Origin of the sequence: Streptomyces sp. NPDC006691, assembly GCF_042869955.1 — a bacterium.
Taxonomy (GTDB): Bacteria; Actinomycetota; Actinomycetes; order Streptomycetales; family Streptomycetaceae; genus Streptomyces.
Genome location: NZ_JBIAGW010000006.1, coordinates 341606 through 353702, shown reverse-complemented (window position 1 = coordinate 353702; position 12097 = coordinate 341606). Strand labels below are relative to the sequence as shown.

11 protein-coding genes are annotated in these 12097 nt (G+C 72.4%); 2 read left to right on the top strand and 9 right to left on the bottom strand.

From position 1 onward, the window contains the following. Positions 1-12: 12 nt before the first annotated feature. A complete protein-coding gene (locus ACFYNP_RS17140) occupies positions 13-1419 on the bottom strand; it encodes a condensation domain-containing protein (protein ID WP_388786284.1) in 1407 nt (468 codons plus the stop codon). Here ACFYNP_RS17140 and ACFYNP_RS17135 point away from each other — a divergent pair. Together ACFYNP_RS17135 and ACFYNP_RS17130 are read left to right on the top strand one after the other, a co-directional pair. Continuing rightward, entirely contained in the window at positions 1418-2392 is a 975-nt protein-coding gene (locus tag ACFYNP_RS17135; protein WP_388786198.1) for a ferritin-like domain-containing protein, read from the top strand. The two genes, ACFYNP_RS17140 and ACFYNP_RS17135, sit on opposite strands and share 2 nt — an antisense overlap. Before the next feature lie 20 nt (positions 2393-2412). Further along, positions 2413-3576, top strand: coding sequence for a class I SAM-dependent methyltransferase (locus ACFYNP_RS17130; protein ID WP_388786197.1), 1164 nt, complete (start codon positions 2413-2415; stop codon positions 3574-3576). 106 nt (positions 3577-3682) lie between these two features. Here ACFYNP_RS17130 and ACFYNP_RS17125 read toward each other — a convergent pair whose 3' ends face one another. From ACFYNP_RS17125 to ACFYNP_RS17090, 8 genes are all read right to left on the bottom strand, one after another. Next, positions 3683-4501: an alpha/beta fold hydrolase gene (locus ACFYNP_RS17125; RefSeq protein ID WP_388412520.1), complete on the bottom strand. Its 819-nt coding sequence runs from the start codon at positions 4499-4501 to the stop codon at positions 3683-3685. A 187-nt stretch (positions 4502-4688) separates the two neighbouring features. Further along, positions 4689-6128, bottom strand: coding sequence for an NAD(P)/FAD-dependent oxidoreductase (locus ACFYNP_RS17120; RefSeq protein WP_388412518.1), 1440 nt, complete (start codon positions 6126-6128; stop codon positions 4689-4691). Positions 6129-6135: 7 nt separating this feature from the next. After that, the gene (locus tag ACFYNP_RS17115; protein ID WP_388786195.1) at positions 6136-7347 is read right to left on the bottom strand and encodes an FAD-dependent oxidoreductase; all 1212 of its coding nucleotides are present in this window, start codon (positions 7345-7347) and stop codon (positions 6136-6138) included. Between the two features lie 48 nt (positions 7348-7395). Continuing rightward, a complete protein-coding gene (locus ACFYNP_RS17110) occupies positions 7396-8205 on the bottom strand; it encodes an ABC transporter permease (RefSeq protein ID WP_388412514.1) in 810 nt (269 codons plus the stop codon). Continuing rightward, positions 8202-9011 (bottom strand): ABC transporter permease, encoded by an 810-nt coding sequence (locus ACFYNP_RS17105; protein WP_388412512.1) that lies wholly within the window; start codon positions 9009-9011, stop codon positions 8202-8204. Before ACFYNP_RS17105 ends, ACFYNP_RS17110 begins: the two co-directional genes overlap by 4 nt. Then, positions 9008-9979: an ATP-binding cassette domain-containing protein gene (locus ACFYNP_RS17100; protein ID WP_388412510.1), complete on the bottom strand. Its 972-nt coding sequence runs from the start codon at positions 9977-9979 to the stop codon at positions 9008-9010. The genes ACFYNP_RS17105 and ACFYNP_RS17100 overlap by 4 nt, the downstream gene beginning before the upstream one ends. Positions 9980-10138: 159 nt before the next feature. Beyond that, a complete protein-coding gene (locus tag ACFYNP_RS17095) occupies positions 10139-10414 on the bottom strand; it encodes a hypothetical protein (RefSeq protein WP_100573228.1) in 276 nt (91 codons plus the stop codon). 11 nt (positions 10415-10425) lie between these two features. After that, the gene (locus tag ACFYNP_RS17090; RefSeq protein WP_388786194.1) at positions 10426-11994 is read right to left on the bottom strand and encodes an AMP-binding protein; all 1569 of its coding nucleotides are present in this window, start codon (positions 11992-11994) and stop codon (positions 10426-10428) included. Positions 11995-12097: the final 103 nt, after the last annotated feature.

The following is a 12097-nucleotide window of genomic DNA, read 5'->3' as shown; positions in this document are numbered from 1 at the left end:
CCCCGATGGTGGTCAACAGATCCGGCTGACGGGCAGATCCGCGTTCTTGGCGGCCAATTCGGCGGCGGCCACGAAACGCTGGACGAATTCCTCGGCGAAGGCGGGGGTGAAACGGCCCTCGTTGTAGAAGAGCAGGACGTGAAATCCCTCGCTGTGCGGCACCAGGACCAGTTCCAGCTCGAATCGGCTGCCCACTCCGTCGGGCACCAGGACTTCTATGTCGAGTTCGCCGACGGTGATGCTGTAGACCGGTTCGGCCAGCATCTGGAAGACGATGTCGTCGGCGCGCGCACCGTCGTTCGCCGCACCGGGAAGGGGCAGGAGCTGGTAGGGAATTCCCTGGTTGAGGAAGCCGCCCACGACGGTCGCGTGTGTGGTCTTGAGCGCGTCCAGGACCGGCGCGTCCGGGTTGAGGCGGGTCCGCAGGACGACCATGTTGGCGAGGAAGCCCACCGTACGGCGGGTCTGCGGGCGCAGCCGGTTGGCGTACAGGGACGCCACCGCGAGGTCGGTGCGGCCGGTCGTGCGGTGCAGCGTGGCGTAGTACAGGGTCAGCATGGCGGCGAACAGCGAACTGCCCTGGCCGACGGCCAGCGAACGCAGCGCCGCGACCGTCGCGTCGGACAGCTCGCCGCGCACGAGCGCGGTCCTGCGCGGCCCCGGGTCGGTCCGCGAGGGCAGTGGCGGCAGTGCCAGACCGTCCAGCTCCCGCCGCCAGTAGTCGAGTTGCTTCTTCAGCTCACCGCCCTCCAGGGCGCCGCGCTGCCAGTCGGCGAACTCGGTGAACTGCCAGCCGGGATCGGGAAGTTCCTCGGTCCCGCCGGCCAGCCGGTCGAGCACGGCGCACAGGTCCTGGAAGACCACGCCGCAGGACCAGGAGTCGGTGACCAGATGGTGCATGTTGACGCACAGCACGTGGTCGTCGTCGGCGACCTGCCACAGCGTGCAGCGCACCGCGTCCTCGGTGGCGTCGATCCGGGTGGCGAGCTCCTCGGAAACACGCGCCCGCACCGCGGATTCGGCATCCGGCTCGCCCCGCAGATCGACCTGCCGGATTTCCACCGGGTGCGGCTCCCGCACGATCTGGCGCAGCTTTCTGCCGCCGCCGCTGAATACCGTGCGCAAGGCGTCATGACGGGCCGAAACCCGGTTCAGCGCCTCGCTGAGAACGGAATGATCCAATGGACCTCGAATGCGGCACATCATGGGGCAGTTGAGGGCTCCGTCCTGACCGCGATAGCGATCGAGGAACCACAGCAGCCGTTGCCCCACGGAAGGTTCGGTCTCGCGCTCTTCGGAATTCCCCACGGCGCTCAAGCTACCGACCGTCACCGAGAGGGCTTCGGGGACTGAAAGATACTTGGCGGCATTGAAAGAAACCGCTGGTACCGCGCCGTGCGCTGCTAGCGTCCCCGCCATGCGGGACCTCGACATGACGACACCGGCACACACCCGGCTGTCCTGGGACTACACACCGCGCACGCCCCAGCTGCAACGCCTCTACCAGCGGGCCCAGGAGCAGCAGTGGAGTGCTGCCGAGGACGTGGACTGGACGGTGGCGGTGCCCTTCGGCGAACCGCTTCCGGACGGCACGGACTTCGCGCGCGCCTCCTTCGAGGCCTCGCCGATGGCGGTGCGCGGGCGGCCGATGTGGGACACCTTCCGCTGGGAGCTGCAGAGCTGGCTGGTCAGCCAGTTCCTGCACGGCGAACAGGCGGCGCTCGCCGCGGCCGCCCGGCTCGTCCAGGAGCTGCCCGACGTCGAGTCCAAGCTGTGCGCGGCGAGCCAGGTCACCGACGAGGCCCGGCACGTCGAGGCCTTCGCGCGCTATCTGCGGGAGAAGATCCCGCAGCCGTACGCCGTCAACGAGGCACTGCACGCCCTGCTGAGGGACGTCCTGTCCGACGCCCGCTGGGACATCACCGCGCTCGGCATGCAGATCGTCGTGGAAGCCCTCGCGATGGCGGCGTTCCGGCTCGCGGGCACCACCTTCCACGACCCGCTCATCCGCCGCATCACCACCCTGGTCGCCCGTGACGAGGCCCGGCACGTCTCGTTCGGTGTGCTCTCGCTGCGCGAGGTGCACCGCCAACTCACCAGCGCCGAACGGGCCGACCGCGAGGAACTGGTCCTCGACGCGGCCGCCCTCATGCGCCGGCGCTTCCTGCTCGGCGACCTCTGGGAGCGCCTGGAGGTCGACCACACGGCGGGCATCCAGTACGCGGCGACCGACCGGGCCATGGTCGCCTACCGGCGGACCGTGTTCACCCGGGTCGTGAGCGCGCTCGACCACATCGACCTGCTGACCGGCCGGGTCCGTCAGGGACTCGAACGGCTCGACCTGCTCGGCGACGGCTCGCCGGTGCGCCGGTCGGCCGGCCGGACCGGCTGAACTCGACGGAGGCATCCACCATGACCGCGCCCGACCGCTTCGCACCGAACCCGCGCTCCGCCGCGCCGCCCCGCGTCCCCGGAGCCCGCTCCGCGGCAGACCCGGCCGCGCCCCCGACCTCTGCCCAGGCGCTCTCCGTACGCCTCTTCATGGCCGGCCTCGGCGCGGCCGAACTCATGACCGCGTACCTGGGGCTGCGGCTCGGCCTGTACGACGTGCTCGCCGAGGGCGGCCCCGCGACGGCCCCGGAACTCGCCGAGCGGGCGGGCATCGCCCCGCGCTATGCCCGGGAGTGGCTGGAGCAGCAGGCGGCGGCCGGCATCCTGCTTGCGCAGAGCGGTGAAGTCCCGGCGGAACAACGGGTGTTCACCCTTCCGGCCGGGCACGCGGAGGCGCTGACCGACCCCGGCAGCCTCTTCTCGATCGCCCCGCTCGTGCTGCTGCCGATCGGCGGCATGGCCTCGGTCCTGCCCCAGCTCATCGAGGCGTTCCGCACCGGCGAAGGCATCGCGTACGAGCGGTTCGGTCCCGAACTGCGCGGCGGGCAGGCCGGGTTGAACCGCTCGGTCTTCCAGCACCAGCTGGCCGGCTGGATCGCCGCCACCCTGCCCGCGGTGCACGCCGCCCTCGGCGGGGAGGGCGGGGTGGTCGCGGACGTGGCCTGCGGCTCCGGCTATTCCTCCATCGCCCTCGCCCAGGCCTACCCCAAGGCGCGGGTGCACGGCCTCGACCTCGACGAGCGGTCGGTGTCCGACGCGCGGGAGAACGCGCGCGAGGCGGGCGTGGCCGACCGGGTGACCTTCGAGGTGCGCGACGCCGGCGACCGGGACCTCGCGGGCCGCTACGACCTGGTGTGCGTCTTCGACGCGCTGCACGACATGGCGCGGCCGGTGGAGGTGCTGCGCTCCTGCCGGGCGCTGCTCGCGCCGGGCGGCTCGGTGCTCCTGATGGAGCCCAACGTGGGGGAGCGGTTCACCGCTCCGGCCTCGGAGACCGAGCGCTTCCAGTACGCGGTGAGCCTGCTGCACTGTCTGCCGGTGGGCATGGCGGAGCAGCCCTCGGCCGCCACCGGCACGGTGATGCGCCCCGGCACGGTCCGCTCGTACGCCTCCGAGGCGGGGTTCGCACGGGTGCGGGTGCTGCCCGTGCGGCACACCTTCCACCGCCTGTACCAGCTGCTCTGACGCCTCCGCCGGCTGTACCGGCTGCTCCGGGACCGCGGCACTCGCGGCGGAGCGGCGCAGGGCCCGGACACCGCTGGGGTGTCCGGGCCCTGCGCCTTCGCGGGTCCTACTCCTTCGCGCCGCCCAGGAACTCGTCGAGCAGCATGTTGACCTCGGTGGGCTTCTCCAGGAGCGCCGCGTGCCCGCTGTTCTTGATCTCGCGGTACTCGCAGCCCGGGATGATCTTGGCGAGCTCGCGGGCCATCGGGTACGGGGACATGATGTCGTGCTCCATGCCGACCACGAGACACGGCACGGTGATCTCCGCGATGCGCTTCGGGTCGGGATCGTAGGACGCCGACGCCTCGGCATGGCCGAGCGCCCCGTGCCCGCCGGACTCGGCGAGTCCGCGCAGGCCCTCCAGGTACGGCCCGATGAAGGCGTCGCGGTTGAGGGCGCGCGGCCCGAACAGATACATCGCCCGGTAGATGCCCTCCATCACCGGCGGCATCACCACCCCCGCCCGCAGCCGCTCCAGGGCGTCCTCGCGGATCGCCCGGTGCAGCGCGCTCGGCTTCCACGGCACTCCGACCAGCGCGGCCCGGGTGAGCAACTCGGGCCGCTCAACGGCGAGTTCGAGAATGATGGTGGCACCGAGGGAGTAACCGACGATCGCGCAGGGGCCGATGTCGAGCTGCTCGATGAGGGCGGCCACGTCCTCGGCGAGACCCTCCATGGTGTACGGGGGCGGGGTCTCCTGCGACGGCGGCACACCCCGGTGGTCGAAGGTGATCACGCGGTGGCCGCGCTTGGTCAGGAACGGGACCTGCATCTGGTTGAACAGGTTCGCCTGGTGCTGTCCCGGGACGAGCAGCACGGGGCTGCCGTCGGGGTCTCCGAAGATGTCGTAGCTCAGGGTGACGCCGGTCTTGAGAGAGATCTCCACGCTGCCGTCCTTCACGGACTCGCCCGGCGGGCCGGGCGGGGATTCGGTGGGTGGGGCCCGGGGTGGGAGGGCCGGGGCCGGGCGGTCGGGGACCGGACCGGAGGAGCGGGGCCCGGGAGCCGGGCCGAAGGGCCGGGCCGGGGACCGCGCGGTGCGGTCGCCGGTCGGTGCGGCCCGCCCGCCGACGCTATCGGCGGGGAGCGGGGTGCGGTGCCGCCGGTGACAGGTCCTGTACAGAACCGCCCGTCACCAAGGACTCGAACGCGGCCCGCCCGGGCCCCTCCACGGGCGGTTCGGGCAGCGGGTGGTCGCGCAGGAAGGCGAGGATGCGCCGGGAGACGACCCGGTCCGCCATCAGTTCCTGAGGGGTCATCAGCATGTTGTAGAGGCGCAGTGCGGCATCCCGTACGTCCTCGTCGTCCTCCCGCAGCACCGCCATCGCCCGTACGAAACGGTTGGGCAGATCCTCGGCCGGCGCCGCGCGCTGTCCGAGCAGACCGGCCCGCAGCTGGGCGAACCGGGCCTCGTCCGTGGCGAGTTGGAGCCCGAACCAGCGCCCGGGATGGTCGGCGGTCCACTGCTCGAACGCCAGCAGCGCGGCGAGCGGGTCCCCGGCCGCGTCGTCCGCGACCCGGGCCAGCCGTTGTGCGTGGCTGAAGGCGAGGGAGGTGCCCCGGCCGAAGGTGGGGTTGGTCTGGACGGCGGCGTCGCCGAGCAGCACGAGCCCGGCCACGAACGGACGGCCCCGGTCGTCGAGCAGCCGCCGCCACCGGTTCTCGATGTTGCCCATCGGAGCCGGGTCGTCGATCGGGTCCCCGCGGTCGAGCCAGACCGCCGTGCGGGGCACCGCGGACAGGAAGCGGGTGAAGGTGGCCGGGTCCCGCAGCCGGTGGCGCAGCGGGTCGGACACGGCCACCGTCGCCGAGAGCTGGAAGGTGCCGTTGTCGCCGGGGAAGACCAGCGCGGTCGCGTAGTCCAGCTCGGCCACCTGCGGCACCGTGGTGGAGGGAAAGCGCCGGCCGGGACGCAGCCGGTAGTGCCGGGTCAGATAGAAGAAGCCGCACGGCTGCGCGGTCTCGCTCGGCACCGGCAGCGCCAGGTCCGAGAGCCAGCGGGCGACACGGGAGCGCCGGCCGCTCGCGTCGACCACCAGATCGCCCCGGAACTCCTCGCGCCCGGCGGTCAGCACCCCCACCACGCGTGGAATGCCCTGGGACTCACCCGAGAGCCGCAGTCCGGTGACCCGGGTGCCGTGCACGAAGGTGACCCCCGCCTGGGCCAGTGCCGCCCGTCGTAGCACCCCCTCGTACACCAGGCGCCGGGACAGGACGGTCGCGTCCGGCCGGCCCTCGTGCAGCGGTACCGGTACGGCGCCCCGGCCGGCCAGGGCCGTCAGGACGTCGGGGGCCTCCTCGCCGAGGACCCGGGTCGCCAGGGCGAGGAAGGCATGGCCCTGGCGGGCGTGCGGGACCTCGGGGCGCCGCCAGCGCAGGACGTCGTCGTCGGGGCTTCCGTCGGGCGGCGGCTCCCCGCTCTCCAGGACGGTGACCCGGTGACCGCGGCGCGCGGCGAACAGGGCGGCGGCCGATCCGGCGAGACCGCCGCCGATCACGATGACGTCGGTCATCGCGCGCTCACCTCGCGGCCACGCGGTGCGGCGCGTCCCAGGGGACCCGGTAGCCGTACACGTCGTCCGCGCTCTTCAGGCTCAGCCGCAGGAAGAAGGGGAGCATCAGATCGCGCATCGCCCGGCCCACCGGCCCGTTGGGCGTCATGTGGCCGCCGGTCTTGCGGGCCCGCTGGACCAGGCCCTCCACGCGCGGGCGCCGGATGCCCTCGAAGGCGGCGAACGCCCGCTGGGGATCGGGCTCGTCGCGCAGGCACGTGGCGAGGACCACGGCGTCCTCCATGCCGAGGGCCGCACCCTGGCCCAGGTGCGGCGAGATGGCGTGGGCCGCGTCGCCCATCAGACACACGTTCCGGCGGTGCCAGGTGGGCAGCGACGGCAGGTCGTAGAGCGGCCAGCGGCCTATCGGGCCCTCGGTCGCCCGCAGTATCCCGGCGACCACCCGGTGATCGGCCGCGTGCCGGCGCAGCAGTTCCGCCCGCCACTGCTCGTCGGTGATCGAGGCGGCCCAGCCCCGGGCGGGCTCCTCGGGCTCGGTGTGGTTCTCGAACCAGTACACCTCCCCGCCGGGCAGCACCTGGTAGCCGAAGAAGCCGCGCAGTCCGAACACCATCCGCAGGACGCCGTCCGCCTCACCGGCGCCCTTGGTCCGGGCGAAGCCGCCCGAGCCGACGCCCCGGGTGAAACTGGGAGCCGGAGCCTCGGGGAACACGGCCGCACGGACCGCGGAGTTGATCCCGTCGGCGCCGATCAGCACGGCGCCCTCGGCCGCCGAACCGTCCGCGAAGCGTGCCGTCACGCGGCCCGGCCCGTCCTGCTCCACCCCGACGACCCGTTTGCCGAACTCGACGGACACGCCCGCCTTCTCGGCCGCGTCGCGCAGCCCCTTGTTGAGCAGCCCGCGCTTGATGACCGTGGTCCGCTCGGGGTTCTTGCCGATGGTGCGGCCCCGGTGGTTGGCGAACACCAGCCGCGTGGTGGGCTCGCCCGCGCTCAGGACCTCGTCCGCGATGCCGAGGCTCTCCAGGACGCCGCGTCCGTTGGGCCCCAGGTTGATGAACGACCCGGCCGCGTCGTCCGGTTCCTCGCGGCCCTCGTACAGCACGGGCTCGTATCCGCAGCTCCGCAGGAACAGCGCGAGCACCGGGCCGGTGATCCCGCAGCCCGCGATGAGGACCCGCTGGTCGCCGGGGGTGTCGAAGGAACGTGCGTGGGGCATGGGCGTACTTCCTCCTTCGCCCGGTCGCCGGACTGGCCGGGACCGGAGCTAACCTGCAACGAAATTACGGAACTTACGGACCGTCACCAACGCGCAGAGCACACTGATGCCGACCGTCCACGCGACCGTGGCGAGCACCGGCACCAGGAGCGGCCCGCCGTGCGAGAGCCCCACCAGTGCCTCCACCGCCGTGGAGACCGGCTGCGCCGCCACCACCGGACGGATCGCGCTCGGAAAGGCGTCCAGCGGCATATAGCCCGACGACATCAACGTCAGCGCCAGCGTGGGCAGTTGGACCCACGCCATGATGACCGGCGGGTACGGGGCGGACAGTGCGGCCACCACCGCGATCGAGGTGCACATCAGGCCGAACAGCGCCACGAGGACGAAGAAGCCCACCGCCGCCCCGAAGCCCTGCTCGAAACGGAAGCCGGGCAGATAGGCGATGGCCGCCACCAGGAAGGCGATGCCGAGGATGCGCACCAGGTCGCCGAGCATCCGTCCGAACAGCATGGACAGGGCGTTGATCGGCATGGCCCGCAGCCGGTTGAAGACACCGCTGCGGATGTCCACCCAGAACGCGATCGCGCTGGATCCGATGGCCGAGAAGGCCGTGATCAGAATGATCAGCGGGGCCAGGCGTACGACGTAGCTCCCGCCCAGGGTGTCGTGCACCAGGATGTTGAACGCGGCGAGCAGCATGAACAGTTGGAGCAGTGGGAAGCCGAACGTGGCGAGCAGCATCATCGGGCTGCGCACGAAGAGCCTGAGCACCCGGCCCGCGATGATGCCGCTCTCCGCCCACAGGCCGCCGCCGTGGGTGGGAAGGGTGGCGGGCGCGCTGGTTGTCGCGGTCACTTGGTCACCTTCCGGAAGGCGCGCGCGGTGGTCCACCCGCACAGCAGGATCAGCCCGGCGCACCACACGAGGGCGGGCCAGACCCGGCCGGTGCCGGTGCTGCCGTCCGACAGCGCGCGCAGCGCCTCGATGACGGCGGAGACGGGGGAGGCGTTGACGACCGGCTGGAGCCAGCCGGGGAAGAGGCTGGCCGGCACGAACCCGGTCGAGACGACGAGCAGCGGCAGATAGGGCAGATACAGGCAGGCGGCCAAGGCCTCCTGGCTGCGCACGGTGAGACCGAGGGTCGCCGTGACCGCGGCCAGGGCCGCGGTGAACAGGACGGCGACCAGGAGGAAGCCGATCGCCGCCAACGGCCCTTCGTGGAACCGGAATCCGGCCAGGTGGGCCACGACCGTGATCACGACGGTGGAGATCACCGCCTCGACGGCGACGGTGAGCAGCCGTGCGGTGCCGAGCGCGGAACTGCTGATCGGCATCGTGCGCAGCCGGTTGAAGAGACCGCTGCCGCGGTCGGTGGCCAGGGCCATCGCCGAGGCGATCGCGATGAACATCAGGGCCTGGACCACCAGCGTGGGCGTCACCGAGGGGCCGTAGTCGATGCCCTTGGCGGAGAGCATGCCGCTGAAGGTGGCGTAGAAGATGCCGAAGAACACCAGTGGCTGGACGACGGTGCCGAAGAGCGCCGGCTTGCTGAAGGACCGCTTGAAGTCGCGTTCGGCGAGCACCTGGACATCGCTGAGGAAGGCCGGGCCCGCCGGGGCGGCCGGGGCCGGGGACGCTGCGGGGGCCGCGGGGGCGCTCATGAACGGTCCTCGCCCGCCGCGTCGAAGGCCGGTCCTTCGGAGCCCCGGTGGTCCTTGGTCAGTGCGAAGAACACGTCGTTGAGGGTCGGCGGGTGCACGGCGATGTCGTCGGCCTTCAGGGCCGCGCCGTCGAGCGCCCGCACGATCGCGGAGAGCTCGTCGGTGCCGCGCATCGGGACGACGAGGACGTCGTCGCGTTCCTTGACGCCCACGAAGCCCGCCAGCGCGCCGGCCGCGCGGGCCCGGTCGCCCGCGTCGGTGATCTGCACCTCGCAGACCGAGCCGCCCACGTCCCTCTTCAGCTCCTTGGGCGTGCCCTCGGCGATCACCCGGCCCTCGTCGATGACGACGATGCGTTCGGCGAGCGCGTCGGCCTCCTCCAGGTACTGCGTGGTCAGCAGGATGGCCATGCCGTCACGGGCCAACTGGTGCACCGCGTCCCACAGTGCCTGCCGGCTGCGCGGGTCGAGGCCCGTCGTCGGCTCGTCGAGTACCAGGATCGGCCGGGGCACGACCAGGCTCGCGGCCAGGTCGAGCCTGCGTCGCATGCCGCCCGAGTAGTGCCCGGCGGGCATGTCACCGGCCTCGGACAGGCCGAACTGGTCGAGGAGTTCGGCGGCGCGGGCGCTCGCGGCGGCCCGGGTCAGTCGCAGCAGGCGGCCGAAGAACACGAGGTTCTCGCGGCCGGTGAGCGTCTCGTCGACGGCGGCGAACTGGCCGGTGACCGCGACGCTCGCCCGGACGCCGGCCGGGTCGGTGGTGACGTCGTGCCCGGCGAGCCGGGCGGTGCCGCTGTCCGGCGTGAGCAGGGTGGTGAGGCAGTTGATGACGGTGGTTTTGCCCGCTCCGTTGGGCCCGAGCAGTCCGACGACGGTACCCGCGGCCACGGAGAACGACACGTCGTCCACTGCGGCCTTGGGCCCGAAACTCTTGCGGAGCCGATCGATCTCGATCGCCGCTTCGGCCACAGCAGGACCCCTTTCCTCACGCAGGAGGCTCCGCGGTCGCGGAACCTGTACGAACGGAACGCCGCAAAGGCGTTGTAATCGACTCATTGGGTACGCTCCGCGCCGCGACGGTAGCAACACATGCGGTGATGGGAGCCGTTGCTGTCAGAGATCTGTCAATCAGCCCACCAGGAGCTTCTGTTCCCTCAGTTGCGTGAGCACATAGGCCACCACGTCCTCGGTGGTGACGATGCCGCGGCCCGTCTCCTCGTCGATCGGCGGCAGGTCGAAGTCGTCCTCGATCGCGAACGCCAGCTCAAGCAGGGCCAGCGAGTGGTAGCCCAGGTCGTTGACCAGGTGGGCGGGCCGGTCGGTGGGCATCTCGTCGGCGTCCGGGGCGAGTTGACGCACCAGGGACAGGATGCTGTCGCGTACGGAGCTCTCGGTGTGGGCCATGTCCGTCTCTCCTACGTCCGGGTCGGGTCGGTTGGTGCGGCGCGATACGCGCGCCACAGGGAGCGGCGGCGGGGCTTGCCGCTGGAGGTCCAGGGGATCGAGCCGCGGGGCACCAGGTGCACCACCGTGCGGGCTCCGGTGGCGCCGCGCGCGAGCAGCCGGGCCAGGCGGTCGTCGGTGGCCCGGTCGCGCGGCCCGCCGTCGGCCTCGATCACCGCGACGGCCACCGGCCCCGCCGCGTCGTCGCCGAGGACGACGGCCGCGCCGCGCGGCAGGACGCCGGCCTCTCGGAGCGACTGCTCCAGGTCCTCGGCGAACACCCGGGTGCCGCGCACCTTCACACTGTCGCCGAGCCGGCCCTGCACGAAGAGCTCGCCGGAGTCGAGGAAACCGGCGTCCCCGGTGCGCAGTTCACCGCCCGTGAAACGGCTCCCGGTGCCCGCTTCGCCCAGGTGGCCGAGGCCGAGGGAGGGGCCGCGCACGATGATCTCGCCCACCGCTCCGTCCGGGAGCGGCCGGCCCCGTTCGTCCACGATGCGTACGGTCGTGCCCGGCAGCGGGGTGCCGCAGCCGACCACGGGGCCTTCGTGGCGCCAGCCGGTGCCGCGCCGCACCCCGGTCACCGCGAGAGTGGCCTCCGCCAGGCCGTAGGCGGGCAGCAGGGCCGTGCGGTCGAAGCCGTGCGGGGCGAGCAGGGCGGCGAAGCGGTCGAGCAGGCTCGGGGCCATGCGCTCGGCGCCCACCACCATCGAGGTCACGGCGGAAAGGTCCAGACCGACCAGTTGGCCGGGATGCACCTTGCGCAGGATGTGATCGAGGCCGAAGGCGGGCGTCGCGGTGACCGAGGCGCCCCGTTCGCCGAAGCAGCGCAGATGTTCCAGCGGACGGCGCACGAAGTCCTCGGGCCGCATCAGCCACAGGTCGTTGCCGGCCACCACCGGTCCGAGAAGGCACCCGACGAGGCCCATGTCGTGATGGACGGGCAGCCAACTCGCCCAGACGGAAGCAGGAGTGACGCCGAGCCAGGCCCGGATGACGGCCAGGTTGTCGCACAGCCCGTCCCACCCGATGCGTACGCCCCGCGCGGGACCGGTCGAGCCCGAGGTGAACTGCACCAGTGCGGTGCGGTCGTGCTCGATCTCGCCCGGCGCCGGCCCGTCGGGCCCGGGCGCGAGGAGCTCGGTGCTGCTCAGCGTGTCGATGCCCGCCGCCCGGGCGCCGCCGACCCCGTCGCCCACGACCAGACGCGGGCGGGCGGCGGTCAGCAGGGCGGCCATCCGCTCCTGGTGTCCGGTGGCGACGGGCCGGCCCGCGCCCTCCGGGGCGAGCGGCGCCGGAACGGCCCCCACGAGCAGGGCTCCGAAGAACGCCGCGACGAACGCCGGCCCCGACGGCAGCACCAGCGCCACCAGGTCGCCCCGGCCCACCCCGGCCTCCGTCAGCCGGCCGGCCGCGCGCCGCGCGTCGGCGGCCAGTTCCGGGTAGGAGCGGTGGTGCCAGCCCCCTTCGCGGGTGCTGAAGTGAATGCCCCGGGCGGCGGCGGGATCGCGGATCCATGCGAGCAACGGCCCCTCGGCCACGGCCTGTTCACCTCCCCGTTCGGTCCCCCATCAGGCTTCGCTGCGGGAGCCTAGGCACCCTCCGGCACGGGCCGGCGGATGCTGTTGAGTGTCTTTCACCGGC

Excerpts from the sequence above, each read along its gene's own strand:
- ACFYNP_RS17135 (WP_388786198.1), top strand. The coding sequence starts at position 1,418 with ATGCGGGACCTCGACATGACGACACCGGCACACACCCGGCTGTCCTGG.
- ACFYNP_RS17140 (WP_388786284.1), bottom strand. The coding sequence starts at position 1,419 with ATGGCGGGGACGCTAGCAGCGCACGGCGCGGTACCAGCGGTTTCTTTC.
- ACFYNP_RS17130 (WP_388786197.1), top strand. The coding sequence starts at position 2,413 with ATGACCGCGCCCGACCGCTTCGCACCGAACCCGCGCTCCGCCGCGCCG.
- ACFYNP_RS17120 (WP_388412518.1), bottom strand. The coding sequence starts at position 6,128 with ATGACCGACGTCATCGTGATCGGCGGCGGTCTCGCCGGATCGGCCGCC.
- ACFYNP_RS17115 (WP_388786195.1), bottom strand. The coding sequence starts at position 7,347 with ATGCCCCACGCACGTTCCTTCGACACCCCCGGCGACCAGCGGGTCCTC.
- ACFYNP_RS17105 (WP_388412512.1), bottom strand. The coding sequence starts at position 9,011 with ATGAGCGCCCCCGCGGCCCCCGCAGCGTCCCCGGCCCCGGCCGCCCCG.
- ACFYNP_RS17095 (WP_100573228.1), bottom strand. The coding sequence starts at position 10,414 with ATGGCCCACACCGAGAGCTCCGTACGCGACAGCATCCTGTCCCTGGTG.